At 45.2% G+C, this 20,381-nt stretch carries 17 protein-coding genes; 8 read left to right on the forward strand and 9 right to left on the reverse strand.

Annotated features, from left to right (window positions below):
* The first annotated feature begins 147 nt into the window (after window positions 1–147).
* Window positions 148–3,693: an NB-ARC domain-containing protein gene (locus F6K57_RS25445; RefSeq protein WP_293071386.1), complete on the forward strand. Its 3,546-nt coding sequence runs from the start codon at window positions 148–150 to the stop codon at window positions 3,691–3,693.
* A 262-nt stretch (window positions 3,694–3,955) separates the two neighbouring features.
* Window positions 3,956–4,915 carry a transposase gene (locus tag F6K57_RS25450; RefSeq protein ID WP_293020177.1) on the forward strand — a complete coding sequence of 320 codons (960 nt, stop codon included), beginning with the start codon at window positions 3,956–3,958 and terminating at the stop codon, window positions 4,913–4,915.
* Between the two features lie 186 nt (window positions 4,916–5,101).
* Here the strand turns inward: F6K57_RS25450 and F6K57_RS25455 are convergent, their stop codons facing one another.
* A complete protein-coding gene (locus tag F6K57_RS25455; RefSeq protein ID WP_293071387.1) occupies window positions 5,102–5,497 on the reverse strand; it encodes a hypothetical protein in 396 nt (131 codons plus the stop codon).
* A gap of 424 nt (window positions 5,498–5,921) precedes the next feature.
* Window positions 5,922–6,740, reverse strand: a complete 819-nt coding sequence (locus F6K57_RS25460; RefSeq protein ID WP_293020179.1) for a TlyA family RNA methyltransferase — start codon at window positions 6,738–6,740, stop codon at window positions 5,922–5,924.
* An 859-nt stretch (window positions 6,741–7,599) separates the two neighbouring features.
* On the opposite strand from F6K57_RS25460, the gene F6K57_RS25465 reads away from it, so the two are divergent.
* From F6K57_RS25465 to F6K57_RS25480, 4 genes are all read left to right on the forward strand, one after another.
* Window positions 7,600–7,827 (forward strand): hypothetical protein, encoded by a 228-nt coding sequence (locus tag F6K57_RS25465; protein WP_293071388.1) that lies wholly within the window; start codon window positions 7,600–7,602, stop codon window positions 7,825–7,827.
* Between the two features lie 135 nt (window positions 7,828–7,962).
* Window positions 7,963–12,210 carry a WD40 repeat domain-containing protein gene (locus tag F6K57_RS25470; protein WP_293071389.1) on the forward strand — a complete coding sequence of 1,416 codons (4,248 nt, stop codon included), beginning with the start codon at window positions 7,963–7,965 and terminating at the stop codon, window positions 12,208–12,210.
* Between the two features lie 117 nt (window positions 12,211–12,327).
* On the forward strand, window positions 12,328–13,563 hold the full coding sequence (locus tag F6K57_RS25475) for a transposase (protein ID WP_293071390.1): 1,236 nt from the start codon (window positions 12,328–12,330) through the stop codon (window positions 13,561–13,563).
* Window positions 13,564–13,596: 33 nt separating this feature from the next.
* Window positions 13,597–13,992: a hypothetical protein gene (locus F6K57_RS25480; RefSeq protein ID WP_293071391.1), complete on the forward strand. Its 396-nt coding sequence runs from the start codon at window positions 13,597–13,599 to the stop codon at window positions 13,990–13,992.
* Between the two features lie 388 nt (window positions 13,993–14,380).
* Here F6K57_RS25480 and F6K57_RS25485 read toward each other — a convergent pair whose 3' ends face one another.
* On the reverse strand, window positions 14,381–14,587 hold the full coding sequence (locus tag F6K57_RS25485) for a hypothetical protein (RefSeq protein ID WP_293071392.1): 207 nt from the start codon (window positions 14,585–14,587) through the stop codon (window positions 14,381–14,383).
* Between the two features lie 5 nt (window positions 14,588–14,592).
* Here F6K57_RS25485 and F6K57_RS25490 point away from each other — a divergent pair, with 5 nt between their 5' ends.
* Window positions 14,593–14,781: a hypothetical protein gene (locus tag F6K57_RS25490; protein ID WP_293071393.1), complete on the forward strand. Its 189-nt coding sequence runs from the start codon at window positions 14,593–14,595 to the stop codon at window positions 14,779–14,781.
* On the opposite strand, the gene F6K57_RS25495 is transcribed toward F6K57_RS25490, so the two are convergent.
* From F6K57_RS25495 to ald, 6 genes are all read right to left on the reverse strand, one after another.
* Complete coding sequence (locus tag F6K57_RS25495) at window positions 14,771–15,724, reverse strand: asparaginase (protein WP_293043910.1); 954 nt, start codon at window positions 15,722–15,724, stop codon at window positions 14,771–14,773. The genes F6K57_RS25490 and F6K57_RS25495 overlap by 11 nt on opposite strands.
* Before the next feature lie 45 nt (window positions 15,725–15,769).
* Window positions 15,770–16,276 (reverse strand): CGLD27 family protein, encoded by a 507-nt coding sequence (locus F6K57_RS25500; RefSeq protein WP_293020192.1) that lies wholly within the window; start codon window positions 16,274–16,276, stop codon window positions 15,770–15,772.
* 25 nt (window positions 16,277–16,301) lie between these two features.
* Window positions 16,302–16,709, reverse strand: coding sequence for a ribosome silencing factor (rsfS, locus tag F6K57_RS25505; protein ID WP_070392641.1), 408 nt, complete (start codon window positions 16,707–16,709; stop codon window positions 16,302–16,304).
* A gap of 168 nt (window positions 16,710–16,877) precedes the next feature.
* On the reverse strand, window positions 16,878–17,489 hold the full coding sequence (gene yqeK, locus F6K57_RS25510) for a bis(5'-nucleosyl)-tetraphosphatase (symmetrical) YqeK (protein WP_293020286.1): 612 nt from the start codon (window positions 17,487–17,489) through the stop codon (window positions 16,878–16,880).
* 129 nt (window positions 17,490–17,618) lie between these two features.
* Window positions 17,619–17,828: a hypothetical protein gene (locus F6K57_RS25515; protein WP_293020196.1), complete on the reverse strand. Its 210-nt coding sequence runs from the start codon at window positions 17,826–17,828 to the stop codon at window positions 17,619–17,621.
* 54 nt (window positions 17,829–17,882) lie between these two features.
* Window positions 17,883–18,974, reverse strand: a complete 1,092-nt coding sequence (ald, locus tag F6K57_RS25520; RefSeq protein ID WP_293020198.1) for an alanine dehydrogenase — start codon at window positions 18,972–18,974, stop codon at window positions 17,883–17,885.
* Window positions 18,975–19,700: 726 nt separating this feature from the next.
* Between ald and F6K57_RS25525 the strand changes: the two genes are divergently transcribed.
* Entirely contained in the window at window positions 19,701–19,871 is a 171-nt protein-coding gene (locus tag F6K57_RS25525) for a hypothetical protein (RefSeq protein ID WP_293071394.1), read from the forward strand.
* Window positions 19,872–20,381 lie beyond the last annotated feature (510 nt).

A 20,381-nucleotide genomic window follows, 5' to 3' on the forward strand; every position in this document is an offset into this window, starting at 1 on the left:
TTCCTCAAACCCTTGCTGTTCTAAGATCCGAAGTTACCTGTGCCCTTGTTTAAGGTTATTATGTCAATTGTCTCAGATTGACTTCATGGTACTCTCAGATTTTGGCATAACAATTGGCGTGGATAGTGAGCAGAAGCAGATTGGGCTATGAAGAATTCAGTGCGAGCTTCTGAATTAGGACTCAAATGGGTTGACCAGGCTAGACGCCTGAAAAGATGGAACAAAACCGCAGAAGTTTGGTGTAGCAGTGCCTTCACCTCTAGGGCAACCTTAAACCGATTTTGGGCCAGACAACCGATTCGCTGTGACAACTTCATTGCTATTTGTAGTGCTGTAGGGGTTGATTGGGAAAAGGTTGTTGAGCCAGATCAGATTAAGCGAGATCAAATCAATAACGGCAAGAGTCCCAATCTAGCTCAAATTAGACGTGTTGATTGGGGACAAGCACCAAAGCTAAGAGATTTCTACGGTCGTACTGAAGAACTCAACACCCTACAGCAATGGATTCTTCAGGACAACTGCCGCCTGGTGACACTTCTAGGGATGGGGGGAATTGGTAAAACCTCTGTGGCTGTGACCTTAGCCCATCTTCTGGAAGATAAATTTGAGTTTGTGATTTGGCGCACTCTACGCAATGCCCCTCCCCTAGAAGAACTGCTGGCAGACCTGATTCAATTTCTGTCTCGACAGCAGGAAACCAATTTACCCTCCTCTGTGGATGGCAAAATTCTGCGATTGATTCAGTATTTACAACGGGGGCGTTGCTTGCTAGTTCTAGATAATGTTGAGTCGATTCTGCAAAGTGGCGATCGCACCGGTATTTATCGAGAAGGATATGCTGAATACGGTGAGCTGCTCAGAAGTATTGGTGAAACCGCCCACCACAGCTGTCTATTACTGACGTCTCGGGAGCCACCCCAGGACTTGATTATCCTGGAGGGGGAAAACTTACCCATTCGCTGCTTCCCACTCAAAGGGTTATCAGACACCGATGGACAGGAAATCCTGAAGGAAAAAGGAAATTTTGCTGGGGATGACACCCAGTGGCTGACCGTGATTGAGCACTATGCTGGCAATCCTTTAGCCTTAAAAATGGTGGCTTGTGTGGTCAGAGACTTTTTTTATGGCAATATTGCTCAGTTCCTGAATTTTTTAAAGCAAGGCTCATTCATTTTTGATGATATTCGGGATTTGCTAGACCGGCAGTTTCAGCGCCTGAGTGCTACACAACAAGACCTGATGTACTGGCTAGCTATTAATCGCGAACCGGTTTTTTTTAAGGAGTTGGAACAGGACGTTGTCTGCCACCGATGCGCTCCTGACATTTTACAGTCTTTAGGGTCTCTACAACGGCGCTCATTAATTGAGAAAACCTCGGCTGGGTTTACCCAACAACCTGTAGTGATGGAATACATGGTTAATCGATTAATTGAGCAGATTCCTGAGGAAATTACTAGTCAAAATTTTGCTCTGTTGCGCACTCACGCATTAGTCAAAGCCACTGCCCCTGAGTATGTTTGGGATACTCAAGTGTGTCTAATTCTCGAACCGATTATTGAGAGATTACTCGCCAGTTTTGGTTGCACAGAACAGCTCACCAATCACTTGCTAGAAATTATCTCAATGGTGCGCTCCCCAACTTCCACGGTTAAACAAATAACTCAATATACTGCATATATCTGCGGCAATATAATTAATATACTGCGCCAATTACAGGTGGATTTAAGCAGCTATGACTTTTCTAATCTAACAGTTTGGCAAGCTAACCTACAGGGGATTAAATTACACAATGTCAATTTCGCCCATGCTGACTTAACCAGCTCATTATTTACGGAAACCTTAGGAAATATTTTATCAGCAGCATTCAGTCCAGATGGTAAAGTATTAGCAACCTGTGATACAGATTGGAAGGTTCGCCTTTGGCAAGTACCAAGCGGTAAACTAGTTTTGATGTGTGAAGGTCACACCAATTTGGTACGGGACCTTGCTTTCAGCCATGATGGTAAAATTTTAGCTAGTTGCAGTGCGGATCACACCGTTAAGTTTTGGGATGTCAGTGATGGTAAGTGCTTAAACACTTGTACCGGACATAGTAATGAGGTATGTTCAGTCGCTTTTAGTCCAGATGGTAAGACCCTAGTTACTAGCAGTGGCGACCACACCTTGAAAGTCTGGGATATCAAAACTGCAGAATGTCTCAAAACTTGCACCGGACATAGCAGTTGGGTTAGATCCGTTGCCTTTAGTCCAGATGGTAAGACTATAGCCAGTAGCAGTGATGACCACACGGTGAGATTCTGGGATAGTGGCACTGGTGAATGCCTGAACACTGGCACTGGACATAGGGATTGCGTTGGGTCAGTGGCATTCAGCAGTGACGGGAAAACCTTAGCCAGTGGCAGTGCCGACCACACGGTGAAGTTTTGGGAGGTAAGCACAGGTCGCTGCTTAAGAACTTACACAGGACATAGTAGTGGTGTCTACTCAGTGGCCTTTAGTCCAGATGGCAAAACCCTGGCTAGTGGCGGTGGCGACCACATCGTTAGGCTCTGGGATACTAGCACCAATGAATGTTTGAAAACCTTGCATGGACACAGCAATCAGGTATTTTCAGTGGCCTTTAGTCCTTATGGAAAAACCTTGGTTTGTGTGAGTTTAGACCAAAAGGTGAAGCTGTGGGATTATCAAACCGGTCAATGCTTGAAAACTTGGTATGGACATACGGATTGGGCAATGCCCATCGCGTTTAGTAGTGACGGTCACACCCTGGCTAGTGGCAGTAACGACTACACGGTGAGAGTATGGGATTATGATACTGGTAGCTGCATCAGAACTTTGCCCGGACATACTGACTTTGTCTATTCAGTGGCATTCAGTAGTGACAGGAAAACCTTAGCCAGTGGCAGTACAGACAATACGATCAGGCTGTGGGATGTCAGCACAGGTCGCTGCATGAGAACACTGCATGGCCATACTGATTGGGTATTTTCAGTGGCATTCAGTAGTGACGGGAAAACCTTAGCCAGTGGCAGTGCCGACCACACGGTCAAGCTGTGGGATGTCAGCACAGGTCACTGCATCAGAACGTTTCAAGAACATACCGATAGACTATGTTCAGTAGCATTCAGTAATGACGGGAAAACCTTAGCCAGTGGCAGTGCCGACCACACGGTGAGGCTATGGGATTGTGAGACCGGAAGCTGTGTAGGAATTTTGCGCGGACATAGTAATCGAGTCCACTCGGTCGCCTTTAGTCCCAATGGTCAGCTCTTGGCTAGTGGTAGTACAGACCACACGGTGAAGCTGTGGGATATTGGTGAGAGTAAGTGCTGCAAAACCTTGATGGGACATACCAATTGGGTATTGTCAGTTGCTTTCAGTCCCGATGGGAAAACCCTAAGCAGTGGCAGTGCTGACAAAACGGTCAGACTTTGGGATGTTTCCACAGGGGAGTGCCTTGACATTTGCACCGGACATAGCCATCTGGTCTCTTCAGTCGCCTTCAGTGTAGATGGTCAAATTATGGCCAGTGGGTCTCAAGACCAAACCGTAAGACTAAAGGATGTAGAAACAGGGGAGTGTTTGAAAATTCTGAGAACTCCTAGACTCTATGAAGCTATGAATATTACTGGAGTTAGAGGGTTAACTGAAGCACAGAAAGCAACTCTGAAAACGTTGGGGGCGATGGGATGAAGTTAGAAGTTAGAAGTTAGAATTTAGAATGTAGAATTGAGAATTGAGACTTGAGACTTGAGACTTGAGACTTGAGACTTGAGAATTGAGAATTGAGAATTGAGACTTGAGACTTGAGACTTGAGACTTGAGACTTGAGACTTGAGACTTGGATTTTTTTTCAGGCTTCAGGCTTCAGGCTTCAGGCTTCAGGCTTCATTATTCATTCTTAATTCTTAATTCTTAATTCTTAATTCTTAATTCTTAATTTATTCCATGAATAATGACCAATCAACGTGCAGACTACGATAATCCATGGAAAGAGGCAATTTCCTTATATTTCCAACCCTTTATGGCATTTTTATTCCCCGAAATTGAGGAAAATATTGACTGGGACAAAGGCTATGAATTTCTGGACAAGGAATTCCAACAGATAGCTCGGGATGGGGAAATTAGCACTAGGGAAGCAGACAAATTAGTTAAGGTTTGGCGCAGGGATGGCCAGGAAACCTGGGTATTAATTCATGTGGAAGTCCAAAGTCAATACGAATCCGTGTTTGCTGAGAGGATTTATGTGTACAATTACCGCATTTTTGACAAATATCGGCGTCAAGTAGTCAGTTTAGCTGTTTTAGCTGATGAAAGCAGATCCTGGCGACCGAATGAATACAGTTACACTATTTGGGGGTGTGAGGTGTTGTTGCGCTTCCCGATTGTGAAACTGCTGGATTATTCGTCCCAGGTGTTGGAAGAAAGTAACAATCCGTTTGCTGTAATTGTGGCAGCTCATCTGGCCAATCAGCAAACTAAACAAGATGTTGAGCAACGATATCAGATTAAATTACGAGTTGCTAAACGTTTGTATCAACGGGGCTATGGCAGGCAAGATATCCTAGAGTTATTCCGGTTAATTGATTGGCTAATTAGTTTACCGGATAACTGGCAAACCGGCTTTACAGAAGAAATTAGACGTTATGAACAGGAGAGTAGTATGCGTTACGTTACTAGTTTTGAACGCCTTGCTCGTCAAGAGGGGGTTATACAAAAGGGTCGAGAATCTTTGCTGGAAGTACTTCGGGTTCGTTTTGAAGATGTGCCTAGGGAGTTGGTGGAAACAATCAACCAAATTAAAGATGACTCGATGTTGACAATGTTGCACAGACAGGCAATTACCATTGCTTCTGTAGAGGAGTTTATGGTTGTGGTTAATCAGCAGCTAGCTTCTGGTGAGCAAAGTTCTTAGGTGCGCTTGACCCATTAAGAATTAAATTCGCCACGGGTCGCACCTCAGGATACTTAAAATTTGATAAATTCTTGGAATGGTGAATTTAGAATGAAGAATTAATAATTTAGAATTGGAAATTTATAATTACAAATTTATAATTCTTCCTTCACCATTCTGCCTTCTCAATTCTACATTCTTCATTCTTTAAACTTTAACCTTTGAGCAGAGTCGATTCAATAAATCCTTTGGAATTGCTTCAAAATTTTCTAATAGAAAGTCCATTAACGCGAGATGATGTAAGGAATCGACACTGGGAGATTTATAGCGAGCACCTTGGGCGAGCCAGGAGTTTACAGCGTAAGTTGAGCGGTAGCAGATGTTACCGATGTCTTCTTGGTTAACTTGCCATTTGCCATAAAACTCTTGGGGGGTCATGGACAATGGGCAGTAGCTGTATAGATCGATCAGGATTCGCTCTCGCTCAGTGATGGGACGAGGATAGGAATGTGGGCGTGTGGATTGGCTCCTGGCAAGTTGGGCAAGGCGGTCTAGGGCTCGCTGACACTTAATCAGATGGTCATTTGAGCGATTTGTTGGCATGATATAGTTACCTCACACATAGCTTGTGACTGGGGACTAGAGCCGCGCTTTAGCGTGCAACTGGGAAGCGCGGCTCTTTGTCCACAAATGCTAGGGAAATATTGGACATCTTTATTATTACTAATATCTCGGGAAATGTCAAGGAAAATTTTAAAATTGCAATATTTTTTTACAATTACAAAAAAATGTTTAGTTTGGGGTTTTATCTATAAATAATATGTAAACAATCAGCAGTCATCAGTCAGCTATCAGCTATCATAAATAGCTTACAATAATATCAATTGTTTGAGGTAATTTATTCCTGGTTTTTAGGGAACTGATAGCAACGATTAAGGAGTAGTAAATCCCTACTCCCTACTCCCTACTCCCTACTCCCTATTCCCTATTCCCTATTCCCTATTCCCTATTCCCTATTCCCTATTCCCTATTCCCTATTGCTGGTAATCTCTCTAATTGCTGCTAAATTGGGATAGGGTAATACACTATCCATGGCTAGCCAAAGTAAGTACTCGATATTTCCGGCGGGGCCAGTAATGGGAGAGGAGATTAATCCTTTGTACTGCCAACCCAGCTGTTTGGCGGATTCTAGAACGTTTGCGATCGCATCCGCACGGTGATTGGGGTCCCTGACTACTCCCTTTTTCCCGACACGGTCACGACCAACTTCAAACTGAGGCTTGACTAGGAACACTACCTCACGGGGAGGGGATAGCAGTTGCCACAGAGCAGGAAGAATTTTGGTTAAGGAAATAAAGGAGACATCCACTACCCCTAAATCAGCATAGACTTGACCCTGATTCGGGACTGGTGAAACACCGTACAAGTCGGCTGGCTGAAGATAGCGTAAGTTAGTACGTTCTTTCAACACCACCCGCTGGTCATTGCGCAGACTCCAGGCTACTTGTCCATATCCCACATCAACACCATAAACCTGTTTTGCTCCAGCTTTTAGCAAGCAGTCGGTAAAGCCACCGGTGGAAATGCCACCATCTAGGCAAATGCGTCCGTTTACTGAAATTCCAAATACCTCCAAGGCTTTGGCAAGTTTTTGCCCTCCTCTGGATACAAAAGGGGGTTTCTCTTTGACCTGAATCTGAGCGGTGGTCTTAATTTCAGTGCCTGGCTTATCTAATATTTGTCCATCTACCATGACTTCACCCGCACGAATCAGCACCTGAGCTCGCTGTCGTGATTCACACAGGTTACGGTCTACTAATAATTTGTCGAGTCGTTGTTTAACCAATGGGATTGGAAGGTTAGGAGGTTAGGAGGTTAGGAGGTTGAAGGTTGAAGGTTGAAGGTTAGAGGGTTTGAAGGTTGAAGGTTGTAAGGTTGAAGGTTAGGAGGTTGAAGGTTAGGAGGTTGAAGTTAGTGCGTAGGGTGCGTTAGGGAGGGGCGAGCCCTAATTTTCCGCCTCGTAGCCAGTGTTGGGATAGCCCGTCCCGTAACGCACCGCCACCTTTGGAATAGTCCGCCTCGTAGCCAGTGTTGGGATAGCCCGTCCGATTGTAACGGGCAAGATGCCCATTCCACCCACCGGGTCAAACAGCAAACATGAGATTCACCCTTCCCAACAGCCTTATCCCTAGTGACTGCACTTGTGATCTGTTTGCAGTCTACCACTGAGATACTGTGGTTTGGGTTGTTGTGTGACTTTCGCTGGTGCAGAAACTAGAATCGAGTACTAAATGCGATCGCGTAGCGTAGCCCAAAGGCTATAGTCACCCAGTCCCATCACTGAGTCGAACGTACCTAAGCCAATTCATGGATGTTCATTTATTTTATCAGAGTTAATCTGGATTACAAATAATTTTTCTGTATTTGTTCCTTGTATTCCTAGTTAATCTCGCCTATTTTTCACTCAGTAAGATATGGAATCTATGTCTGCTTTAGCTATTGTCACTCTTGCTTTTATCGGTACGAAAGCTGCGGAAACTACAGTAGAAAAGTTCACTGAGGCAGCCCTATAAAAAGTTAATCTACTGCGCCATAATATTATTGATAAGTTAAGTAGTAATCCCAGGGCTGAATTAGCTTTACTAGCTGCTCAAGATGGTTCACAGGCTGATGTACAGGTTGTATCTGACTATTTGCAAGAGGCGATGGCAGAAGATTATCAATTTGCTCAGGATATTCAAGCATTAGCAAGAGAAATCCATAATTTGAACCAAGTGGAAGGGGAAAATTGGCAAGTATCTGGTGGTGAAGTCAATTACAACAAGGTATCTGGTGGTGAAGTCAATAACAACAAGGATAATAAATCTCCTGTGATTCAAGGTGGTAGTGGTCATACAGTAACCATTAACTACAATAATCCTCCGGAACATTAGCCGAAGTCGCCTGGGGAGCAGGTTAAACAAATCCAAATTATCAATTATTACCATTACCAAAAGGAAAGCAGCACTACTCCCAAAGATTTAGATCAATCTACAGCAAGTGACAACCTACCATGCCCTTATCAAGGGTTGTTTCACTTTAGTCCCAAGGAAGCGGAATATTTCTTTGGGCGTGATGTTTTTATAGAAGAACTATTCCAAGCGACTCAAACTCGTAACTTTATTCCCGTATTGGGGGCATCAGGTAGTGGAAAATCCTCTGTAGTTCTAGCGGGATTAGTGCCGAAATTAGTAAAAGCCGGACATTGGCAATTTACCCATTTTCGTCCTGGAAAAGACCCTTTTCTGGCTCTAGCTCAAGCCTTGGTTCCTCTCTACGTGCCGAACCTGGATGAAACTGACCGCATGGCTCAAGCTCGTAAATTAGCGGGATATTTTCAAAATCGTACAGTTCTATTATCCGATGTCTTTGCCACAATTCATCAGAATCATCCTAACCATAGAATTTTACTAATTGCTGACCAATTTGAAGAACTCTACACCCTGTGTAGGGATCAGAAAACCCGTCGTCTATTTCTCGATACCCTCTCCAACACATTTCAATCTTGCCCTGAACAATCTTCTTCATCAACGGTGTTAGTAACCACCATGCGGGCAGATTTTTTAGGGAATGTGTTGTCCTATCCTCCCTTAGCAGATGTCTGGCGCAAGGTGAATGTTCAAATCCGTTCCATGAATCCAGAGGAACTCAGAGACGTAATTGAAAAGCCAGCCCAAAAAGTAGGGGTTAGTTTTGAAAGCGGACTGGTGGAACGCATTCTCAAAGATGTGGATAAAGAACCAGGGAATTTACCTCTGTTGGAATTTGCCCTAACTGAACTTTGGAAAAAACGCACCAGCAAACAATTAACCCACCAAGCCTATGAAGAAATCGGTGAAGTTTCTGGTGCTTTAACCAGCTATGCTGATCGGGAATTTAGTAAACTTCAGCCAGAGGAACAAGAACGGGTAAGGCGGATATTTATTCAATTAGTACGTCCCGGTGAAGGTACAGAAGATACTAGACGAGTCGCCACCAAAGTAGAATTAAAGGAGACCAACTGGAAATTAGTTAAACGATTAGCAGATGCCCGGTTAGTGGTTACCAGTCGCACCGTTGTCACCAGTGCTAAAAATGCTGAACAAGAAACCGTGGAGGTAGTTCATGAGGCTTTAATTCGTAACTGGGGGCAACTGAAAGCATGGATGGAAACAGACCGAGAATTCCGTGCTTGGCAAGAAAGAATCCGAGCTACTATGGGTCACTGGCAGGAGATGAACCGGGATAAGGGACTGTTATTGCGGGGAGCTGCTTTAGTCCAGGCACAGGAAAAACTTAAAGAACGTCGGGAGGAACTATCCGAAGCTGAAGAAGAGTTTATTGGCTTGAGTCAGAAATACCAAAAACGCCAGTTTCAAAGCATTATAGGATTTGTAACAATAGTATTTGTAGCAATTTCTGGACTAGCAGTAGTTGCTGTTTGGCAAAGGGATGAGGCACTTATCGCTGAAAACAATGCAAATCTCAAAGCTGACATTGCAGGGTTAAAGTCTCGTTTAGTCTCAGGAGAGGAAACCTTAGATGTTCAGTTGGATGCAATTGAAGTAAATCAAGAATTGCAGGAAGCAAAGAAACCAACGACAGATATTTTGATAGCAGGTGCAAACTTGCTACAAGAGGCTCTCTCTCAACCAAGAGAGATTAACCGTTTGACTGGCCATCAGAGTGATGTCCGTCATGTCACCTTCAGCCCGGATGGGAAATACCTCGCTTCTGCTAGTAGTGACAGTACCGTAAAATTGTGGACAGCACAGGGGAAATTAGTGGACACCTTGAGTGGCCATCAGGGTGAGGTCAATCATGTCAGCTTCAGCCCAGATGGGAAATACCTCGCTTCTGCAAGTAGTGACGATACCGTGAAATTGTGGACAGCACAGGGCAAATTGCTCGACACCTTAACTGGCCATCAAAGTTCGGTCACTCATGTCACCTTCAGTCGAGATGGTAAATACCTCGCTTCTGCTAGTGGGGACAATACCGTGAGATTGTGGACAGCACAGGGCACATTGCTGCACACCTTAACTGGCCATCTCAGAGAGGTCTATCATGTCACCTTCAGTCCGGATGGTCAATACCTCGCTTCTGCTAGTGGGGACAAGACCGTGAAATTGTGGACAGCACAGGGCAAATTGCTCGACACCTTAACTGGCCATCAGGCTTGGGTCAAGCATGTCACCTTCAGTCCGGATGGTCAATACCTCGCTTCTGCTAGTGGGGACAAGACCGTGAAATTGTGGACAGCACAGGGCAAATTAGTGGAGACCTTGAGTGGCCATCAGGGTAATGTCAATCATGTCACCTTCAGTCCGGATGGGAAATACCTCGCTTCTACAAGTTATGACAAGACCGTGAAATTGTGGACAGCACAGGGCAAATTGGTGGAGACCTTAACTGGCCATCAGGGTAATGTCAATCATGTCACCTTCAGCCCGGATGGGAAATACCTCGCTTCTGCTAGTGGGGACAATACCGTGAAATTGTGGACAGCACAGGGCAAATTGGTGGACACCTTAACTGGCCATCAGGCTTGGGTCAATCATGTCACCTTCAGTCCGGATGGTCAATACATCGCTTCTGCTAGTTATGACAATACCGTGAAATTGTGGACAGCAGAGGGGAAATTGGTGGACACCTTGACTGGCCATCAGAATTTTGTCACTCATGTCACCTTCAGTCCGGATGGTCAATACCTCGCTTCTGCTAGTGGGGACAATACCGTGAAATTGTGGACAGCACAGGGCAAATTGCTCGACACCTTGACTGGCCATCAGAATTTTGTCAATCATGTCACCTTCAGCCCGGATGGTCAATACCTCGCTTCTACAAGTGAGGACAATACCGTGAAATTGTGGACAGCACAGGGCAAATTGCTGCACACCTTCACTGGCCATCAGGGTAATGTCAATCATGTCACCTTCAGTCCGGATGGTCAATACCTCGCTTCTACAAGTGAGGACAATACCGTGAAATTGTGGACAGCACAGGGCAAATTGCTCGACACCTTGACTGGCCATCAGGATTTTGTCACTCATGTCACCTTCAGCCCGGATGGTCAATACCTCGCTTCTACAAGTTATGACAAGACCGTGAAATTGTGGACAGCACAGGGCAAATTGCTCGACACCTTGACTGGCCATCAGGATTTTGTCACTCATGTCACCTTCAGTCGAGATGGTAAATACCTCGCTTCTGCTAGTTATGACAATACCGTGAAATTGTGGACAGCACAGGGCAAATTGGTGGAGACCTTGAGTGGGCATCAGGGTGAGGTCGATCATGTTACCTTCAGCCCGGATGGTCAATACCTCGCTTCTGCTAGTTGGGACAACACCGTGAAATTATGGACGCAAGAGGGCAAATTGGTGGAGACCTTAACTGGCCATCAGGGTTTTCTCACTCATGTCACCTTCAGCCGAGATGGTAAATATCTCGCTTCTGCTAGTAGTGACAATACCGTGAAATTGTGGACGCAAGAGGGGCAATTGGTTGGAACCTTGAGGGGGCATCAGGGTAATGTCAATCATGTCACCTTCAGCCAAGATGGTAAATATCTCGCTTCTGCTAGTTTGGACAAGACCGTGAAATTGTGGAACTTTAACCGAGATGAACTCCTTAAATACGCTTGTAAAGGGGTGAATGACTACCTAAAAAATCACCCTTATGTTAGTGAAAAGGAGCGCCATCTTTGTGGGGTGGAAGCTTCTGCAACAGTTTTACTTTTACAAGGGGAAGAATTAGCAGAGAATGGTAAGATTAATGAGGCGATTACTCAATTTGAAAAAGCCTTAGAACTTGACCCTAGTTTAGAGTTTGACTCTCAGACAAGAGCAAGAAAACTTGCAGCAAAATTTTTTGTTAGTGAAGGGGAAGAATTAGCAGCTCAAGGTAAAGTTGATGAGGCATTATCAAGCTACAACAAAGCTCAAGAACTAGATCCTAATTTAGAAATTTCTGCCAATTCTTGGAATGCACTCTGTTGGGATGGTAGCCTGTATAACCAAGCTGATAAAGTAATGTTTGCCTGTGAAAAAGCTGTTGAACTCGCACCAGATGAAGGATATATACAGGATAGTCGGGGTTTGGCTAGGGCCTTAACAGGTAATATTAAAGGTGCGATTGAAGACTTTGAGGTGTTTATCGCCTGGACAGATAATGAGAAGGAGAAAGCACAACGACAGGGTTGGGTTGACGCTCTCAAGAATGGTGAAAATCCTTTTACAACAGAGGTGTTAGAAAGTTTACAAGAAACCCGATACCCGAAAGCCCCGTCTCTTTAGAGCGGGGATGAAGGGTCGCAGCGGTCTTTAGCCGCCGTGAGAAATATTTCTGAAATAATCCGGAGTTTTACTCCAAGTATGGTAGAATAAAATAGAAGCGGTAGAGGTCGATAACCGATGATCATTCTTGAGTTTAAAGCCAAAGGGAAAAAGTCTCAGTACTCAGCCATAGATGAGGCTATTCGGACAGTTAAATTTATCCGAAACAGCTGTATCCGTTTGTGGATGGATAACAAAGGGACGAATAAATTTGACCTTAGTAAGTACAGTAAAGTACTGGCTCATCAATTCCCTTTTGCTAATGAGTTAAACTCTACAGCCCGTCAGGCTGCGTCGGAAAGAGCATGGTCATCGATTGTCCGCTTCTATGACAACTGTAAGAAAAAAGTACCTGGAAAGAAAGGGTTTCCCCGTTTTCAAAAGCACTGTAGATTCGGCGTAGCCGACGCTGCGCGAACGGTTGAGTACAAACAGTCGGGATGGAAACTATCTCCTGATAAGAAGTCAATCACCTTCAGCGACAAGAAAGGCATAGGGAAGCTCAAACTCAAGGGCACTTGGGATTTATGGCGCTTCGACAAGAAACAAATTAAGCGGGTTCGGATAGTCAAAAGAGCTGATGGCTACTATATTCAATTCTGCGTTTCAGTTGACGTAGTTGAGGAATTGGAACCATCTAAAAATACCATTGGCTTAGATGTGGGGCTTAAGGAGTTTTACACTGACTCTGACGGCAACTCTGAACCCAATCCCCGGTTCTATAGAACTGGAGAGAAGCGACTAAAGTTTTATCAGCGCCGGGTTTCCCGGAAAAAGAAAGGCTCATCCAATCGTAGGAAAGCCATTAACAGATTAGGTAGACAACATCTTAAAATAAGTAGGCAACGCGAAGAGCACGCAAAGAGACTTGCGCGCCGTGTAATCCGGTCTAACGACTTGGTCGCCTATGAAGATTTAAGAGTCAAAAACTTAGTTAAAAATCACTGTCTTGCCAAGTCTATTAATGATGCAGGTTGGTATCAATTCAGAAAATGGTTGGAGCATTTTGGCAATAAGTTTGGCCGGGCGACCGTAGCAGTTAATCCTGCCTATACAAGCCAAAACTGTTCTGAATGTGGCGAAGTAGTCAAGAAGTCACTATCAACTAGGACTCACGTCTGCAAATGTGGTTGTAAGTTAGATCGTGACCACAATGCCGCTATCAATATCCTGAAAAGAGCCTTGGGTACGGTGGGGCACACCGGAACCTGGATCCTCGATCCAAACACTTCGGGAGATTTGGCCTCTACTGTTCTTGGTTCCGGCCAGGTTCAGCAAGCCGAATCGTTGAGCGAAGAATCCCCGCGTCTTTAGACCGGGGAGTGTCAAGGTAATAGTAAGCGGTCAGTGGTCAGCAGTCAGCGGTCAGCGGTCAGCTATCAGCCGTCAGCTTATGCGCTATGGACATGCTTAGATTTACGTCGTCCCAGCGTCGAAGCCTGTTCCACGAAAATATTGATAACGGGCATCTTGGTGGAATGGGCATCTTGGTGGAATGGGCATCTTGGTGGAACTGGCATCTTGGTGGAATGGGCATCTTGGTGGAACTGGCATCTTGGTGGAATGGGCATCTTGGTGGAACTGGCATCTTGCCAGTTTCATGCTTATTTTGGGGCGGGCAGGATGCCCACTCTACTGTTATTGATCCGGCGGGCAGGATGCCCACTCTACTGCTATTCATTCTTTTCCCGATTCCCCAAAATCACAAAACCCCGCAAAAATAAACCTTGCAGGGCTTCATGATATTCTATTTGGTGGCGGGAGGCGGATTTGAACCACCGACCTTCGGGTTATGCGTACCAACTACAACTTTCGTTGCCTGGATCTTCCAGTTTGTGGTCTGGACTGTCCCTTCACCCTCGCCTTAAACGTTAGGGTGCCTGCCTAACCAGTCTCTACACCTTCTCCTTTTCGGAGCTTGGCTCGGGATTACCTCGCTACAGGCTTCCCCGAATTTGACAGGTAAACACACGGAGATTTATCTTCGTGCCGCCCATGCTCAAGCTCGCTATTAAGCGTCTAGCTAACTTGATTGTTGAGCCCGACGAGCTACCAGGCTGCTCTATCCCGCGTCGTCTTTTTAAGTATAACACCTAATTTCCAAATGTGGCAAGGGGAAATTGAAAATTTCTCAAATTAGTTCTATCAGTGCTCTGGGAGTAGGGAGTAGGGAGTAGGGAGTAGGGAGTAGGGAATCGGGAATCGGGAGTCGGGAGTCGGGAAAATACAAGCGGGGTGTGGGGAGTAGGGAGTAGGGAATCGGGAATCGGGAGTCGGGAGTCGGGAATCGGGAATCGGGAAAATACAAGCTCGGAGCTATTGGCCCTATTGCTAGCATGCCTATTGCCTTTTTTGCCAATTCCCATATTGACAACCGAGATACAAAAGCTATACAGCGTTTTTCATAACTATCTTCCCACTTCCGACTTCCCTCTTACCTGCTCCCTGCTCCCTGCTCCCTGCTCCCTAAAACCCAAGAATTTGTACCTGACCGAATTGAAAACCGCTATAAGCTCACCCCTCAAGGCATAGATAACTCACCAACCACTTCTAAACGTTTGTATTTACTGAGATTAATAAACATCGACTCCAAGGTATCTGCCACCGAAGGAGTAATCCAAGCCATTTGCTTAAGTAGGGCAATGGCTGCAGCATACTTAGCAGATTTTGCGCCATCGAGGACTTTAATGGCTAGACCCATATTCTGCCCAACGCGACCGATACATTGAACCCCTTGTGCTCCCGATTTACTGACCAGTTCCCCTTCGGATAATCGCATCAGTTCTGTATCAAATCCCCCATCCCCGGACACCATCTGGGGATGACTGATCATGGCGCGCACAATACGCTCCATGGCCAGATTATTACCAGAAGAGAGCAGAGCGTACAATAATGCCATTTGCCGTAGCTGTAAAAAATAAGTCGGAGCGCCACAGTCGTCGTGAGCCAGAATTAACTCTTGCTCCGGCATCTGTAGCAGCTCCGCTACTTGGCTTAAGATTAACATTTGCACGGGATGATTATACTCCAAATAGCTCTTGATTAGCCACTGCCTTTGTTGACAAACAGCCAACATTCCAGCATGTTTACCAGAACAGCAATGCTGGAGTGAGCTTTCCTTACCTGGGGGAATGGGACACTGTAGTGCTGAGGGGTCAACATCACAGCGCCAAAGAATATTAAAGACCTGCCTTACCTGCTCCATCGTGCCGTGATGGGAACTACACATAATAGCCAAGTCTCGGTCGGTGAGATTGTAACGCTCAAGGGTACCTGTGGTAGTTACCGCTAAGGCTTGGAAAGGTTTGAGTGCAGAGCGAATAAATGTTGAGGTTTCTGGGTTACCCGCAACATATAACATCCGTCCCCGGTCATCACAAACAACCGCTTGAGCTGAATGAACTGATTCGATAATGCCTTCCCGTAGTAAACGGACTTCTAAGGCTCGTGTTTGAGTACGTTTTCCCCTGGTCATGGATTAGACTTAAAGCTACCCTATAGCTTAGTTGGAGCAATCGAGCTAGGTGGCTGATAACACATGCCAAATTATGTTGCCACCAATCACGACTATAATCAAAAATCCGAACGTCCAGTGTAAACGTCGCAAAATTGGTTGGAGTTCATAAGAAACAATTAAGCGATCGCGAGCCAAAATTTCTGGAGTTTTTGTCCAGGTTTGACCGTCATACCAGCCTGACTCCTCGTAGACTATGGTTTCTCTGATCAAGCGATCGCCTACATAGAACCAACCCAGGTATAACCGCAGCAAAGTTAAAATCAAGAAGATACTTGCTCCTGCTCCACCACAGAGCAGAAACTTGATTATAGCTTTTTGGGGTGGAAAACTCACGGCTGCTATCGGCCCTGAAATCAGCCAGCTCAACCCCCAAACCCACGCCAGCTTGATCACATAATTTGGTAGTTCCAGCCTTGCCCAGTTAAAAAACCAAGATTCTTTTAGTTCTTGGTATTCATTTATGGGTTGCTGCTCTTCTGGAACAGGACATACATAAACAGGAGATTTCATGATTATTCTTTTGTGAGTGCTGCAATTAGGATGCCTGAAACTCAATCTGCTCCGCGTGGCCCCAGAATGCTTCGAGATTATAGAACTTCCGTTCTTCAGGCAGCAAGATATGGACAATCACGTCACCGTAATCTTGAAGTATCCAGATTCCCTCTGCTTTTCCTGCTGTTCGCACAGGTAAACGGTTCCATGCCTCTTCTACTTGCTGTTCAATCGACTGAGAGATTGCCCTGACCTGTACCCTAGAAAACCCGGTCACAATTACAAAGTAATCTGTGATGTACGATACCTCTGACACCGACAGAATCACAATATCTGCACCCTTGCGGTCATCTGCTGCTTGAGCAACGGTTAGTGCTAACCCATAGCTAGCATCCTGGTGTTCGGTATCAGGGGTTACTAAGGTGGAGGGCTTATTATTTTGATCTCTCATTAAGCGTTTGATTCCTCGCTCTACAAAACAATCTGTTCTAATAGTAATTAAGTTTTCTTGTGGTTAATCACTTGCTGTACAATTCTTTTCATTTCTTTTCGTTGCTTCTTCATTTGATACTCACACTGCTATTGACGAAACGTTCCTGAAAGCTAGGCACATGGGACTTTAGGCATTTACACAATCTGTCTTACAGTCTCTTTTAGCTGTTGTCTTCCTGGACATCTGTTGCGCCCAGTTTCGAGTCAATATCATACGTTTGTGAATGGGACGAGGACTCTCTAGCAGGAATTTTAACGAGTAGTCACAGGCTAACCAAACAGTCTTGTATAGGTCTTGCTTAGAGAGATTTCGTAAGGTTTGTAAATCCGGTGTCTCACCACGACCTGGCTCAATCGTATCAGCAATAAACACCACACAACTGAGGGGTGTCATCCCCTCACGTCCTAAAGTATGAAGAGCGATCGCTTGCAATACTGCTTCATCTTTGACTCCAAATTGCTCTTGGGCAACAATAGCACTGACATCTGCATGCAATAAGTGAGGCGCGGCTTCACAGACTGGATCGACTTCTATGGCATTATCTCTAGCCATTTGCAACAAGCGCTCAGGCTTAAAGCATTTGGCTAGGTCGTGCAACAACCCTGCTTGAGCTGCCTGCTGAGCATTGATATGATGAAGCTCAGCGAGTTCAACGGACATTTGTTCAACTCGCAATATATGCTGTAGCCGAGAAGACGGCACATTATCTGCTAACCAGGTTAACACCTGATCACGCATCACCTTAAAAAGCTCCTAAGACATGTAATTGGTAACAGTCGCTAATTCTTTTTTTAATAAAAATTTAACAACTTTTTTTAAGCTAGCGGACACTAATCGATATTTCTATTAAAACATTTTCTCAAGACTTTAGCAAGAAAATGTTAAAGGAAAGGGAGTAGGGAGTAGGGAGTAGGGAGTAGGGAGTAGGGAGTAGGGAGTAGGGAGTTGTGGAATGAGCATCTTGCCCGTTCCAATTTTCAGGCGGGCAGGATGCCCACCCCACTCATATTCATTCCGCCCCTCAGCAATGCCTGATAGCTGACGGCTGATAGCTGAATGCTTACGAAAAATTCTCACAATTGATTTAGGATTGCTATAGTAATCATTTAAGATTGCTATAGCAAGAAAACCTTAGCCATCAGCTAAATCGGGAAACACTTCTCGGACTGCTGGATGAACCAACTGGTGATTCTGGACATTAACGCCCTTGGCTAGAGCGGGATTATTTTCCAGAGTGCTCAACCCCTGATTGGCCAGACTGAGTACGTAGGGGAAAGTACTATTGTTTAGAGCCACAGCTGATGTACAGGGAACAGCTCCAGGCATATTAGGCACCCCATAGTGAACGACACCCTCCTCGATATAAATGGGATTGGTATGGGATGTGGGTCGTAATGTTTCAATACAGCCTCCCTGATCCACAGCAACATCTACAATCACTGAGCCAGTAACCATTTGTTTGACCAGAGAGCGCGGGACTAAAATGGGAGCACGACGACCAGGGACTAACACTGCCCCAATCAACAGGTCAGCATCAGTAACAGCCGCTTCAATTTCTGCTGAATTGCTGTAGAGGAGTTCAATTCTTGAGCCAAAGATAGTTTCTAAATAACTCAACCGTTGAACATTAATATCAAAAATCTGTACTCTCGCTCCCATCCCCACAGCGATTTTGGCGGCTTCTGTACCGACAACTCCGCCACCAAGAATTACCACCTTACCTGGTTTAACTCCGGGAATACCGCCTAACAGCACCCCTCTTCCCCCCTGCTGACGCTCCAGAAATCTGGCTCCAAATTGTACGGAAAGACGACCAGCAATAATGCTCATCGGGGTTAGCAGCGGTAGGGTGTGGTCTGGGAGTTCTACTGTTTCATATGCGATCGCAATCACCCCCGATTGCAGCAACTGCTCGGTTAAAGGGCGGTCAGCGGCTAAGTGTAGATAAGTAAACAACAGCTGTCCTTTTTGAAGCAAGGGATACTCTGGCGCTAGGGGTTCTTTGACTTTGACTACTAGTTCCCGATTCCAAGCCTCAGCCGCGTCTAAGACAATTTTGGCTCCCTGACGCTGATAGTCTTCATCGGTAAAGCCAGCACCAGTGCCAGCATTAGTTTCAATGAAAACTGTATGACCCGCTTCTTGTAAAACCCTGACACTACTGGGGGTTAATCCCACACGAAATTCCTGATCTTTCGTTTCTTTGGGAACACCTATTTCCATGCTTTTACCTCTTTAGCGTACTGGTGCTGTATTTAAATATGATCTAAATGTTAAAATTAGTAAAGTTAACAAAACTCGCGGAATTCCCCACCCTCTTCCAGGGTGTTGAAGTTACCGTAAGGATAGGGTCGCCTTTATGGTTAGTCGGCTATGCATAAAAGAGGTGCGACCCGTGGCGAATTTAATTACGGGTCAAGCGCACCTTTGGTTAAAACTTTTTGATTAAGGCGACCCTATCTATCGGTTTCGTCTCTAGGATGGATAGCGAGACGACAACTTTTGATGACAAATCATCACGGTTCATGTTAGAATAAAGATGGTTGCTGACCCGCCTGACTGACTAAAAGGCTACCTTACAAATGGTCTAATATCCTATCAGTTTTTAGGCCATTAGGTGTACAAAGTACTAGCAGAGCTCAGGGAAGAGACTTGCCCCGGCTGGTTAGCCATAGTGCTGTAATTCCAAGGTGAGTCTGTCGAGTAAACTATACGTCTGCGGAAGGCGGATGTCTGCCTGTGGACGCTGAGTAAGACCGTATTGCAGCTTGCTGTTTGAGGCATCGGCGGATGAAACGGGAAACCCGAAAGACGAATAAGACCGTCCCTGATTGAGTTGAGAATGCGAGCAATCCCATGGCCGTAGGCCACGCTACGCGAACGCATTCTCAGCGAAGCAGGCTAGGGTACTTCACGTAACTCCACTATAGCTTGGCAACTTTTATAACTATGACGCAACCCCAACCCTCTAAAGTCCCTCAAGTCCAGTCACCTAAGTTTGGGTTTAATGATTACGCAGAACGCTTGAATGGTAGAGCTGCCATGATTGGTTTTATTTTGACTTTGGCAATTGAATACTTTACTGGTCAAGACTTATTAACCTGGTTAGGCTTACAGTAAAACTACTCCCAGAGTCGGTCAGTGGGAGAGTCGGTCAGTAGGAGAGTCGCTGAAGCTACTGGCCTGCTCCTGTAAGCGCTTTTAGGAATAGCCGCTCTGATGGTCTCAAAGCTTGGCATAATTAATCTTGAACTTCCCGGTTGCTCTGGGGATGTCGAAGAATTATATATATCTCTCTCAATAACAGTAGACCTCTTGCATAAGTCTCATCAACCGTGGGTGTTGACAAGGCAAAAGGCAAAAGGCAAAAGGCAAAAGGGATAGATTTTGATTTCATATTTATTTTTGCAAGAGGTCTAGTGAAGTCCTCCAACTAAGTTAGTGCTCTAGTTGGGCACTTCTGACCAAAATAATGGGTCTCAAGCCTTGCCCTTTTAGGGCGGCTTTTCCAGAATTTATTAGAAAAAGGTGTATAATATATTAAGTGTGTAGCCTAGCACAGGTAGGATTCGTCGGTACTACCTCAATTAATAACGACGTAAAGCGATGCTAGTACACGAGGCGCGAAAA

Source organism: Moorena sp. SIO4A5, from assembly GCF_010672005.1.
Classification (GTDB): Bacteria; Cyanobacteriota; Cyanobacteriia; order Cyanobacteriales; family Coleofasciculaceae; genus Moorena.

Coding starts and splice junctions, on each gene's coding strand:
- F6K57_RS25500 (WP_293020192.1), bottom strand. CDS start 16,276: ATGAAATCTCCTGTTTATGTATGTCCTGTTCCAGAAGAGCAGCAACCC.
- F6K57_RS25465 (WP_293071388.1), top strand. CDS start 7,600: ATGGCAGAAGATTATCAATTTGCTCAGGATATTCAAGCATTAGCAAGA.
- F6K57_RS25450 (WP_293020177.1), top strand. CDS start 3,956: ATGACCAATCAACGTGCAGACTACGATAATCCATGGAAAGAGGCAATT.
- ald (WP_293020198.1), bottom strand. CDS start 18,974: ATGGAAATAGGTGTTCCCAAAGAAACGAAAGATCAGGAATTTCGTGTG.
- F6K57_RS25475 (WP_293071390.1), top strand. CDS start 12,328: ATGATCATTCTTGAGTTTAAAGCCAAAGGGAAAAAGTCTCAGTACTCA.
- F6K57_RS25495 (WP_293043910.1), bottom strand. CDS start 15,724: ATGACCAGGGGAAAACGTACTCAAACACGAGCCTTAGAAGTCCGTTTA.
- F6K57_RS25455 (WP_293071387.1), bottom strand. CDS start 5,497: ATGCCAACAAATCGCTCAAATGACCATCTGATTAAGTGTCAGCGAGCC.
- F6K57_RS25525 (WP_293071394.1), top strand. CDS start 19,701: ATGACGCAACCCCAACCCTCTAAAGTCCCTCAAGTCCAGTCACCTAAG.
- yqeK (WP_293020286.1), bottom strand. CDS start 17,489: ATGCGTGATCAGGTGTTAACCTGGTTAGCAGATAATGTGCCGTCTTCT.
- F6K57_RS25485 (WP_293071392.1), bottom strand. CDS start 14,587: ATGCTAGCAATAGGGCCAATAGCTCCGAGCTTGTATTTTCCCGATTCC.
- rsfS (WP_070392641.1), bottom strand. CDS start 16,709: ATGAGAGATCAAAATAATAAGCCCTCCACCTTAGTAACCCCTGATACC.
- F6K57_RS25445 (WP_293071386.1), top strand. CDS start 148: ATGAAGAATTCAGTGCGAGCTTCTGAATTAGGACTCAAATGGGTTGAC.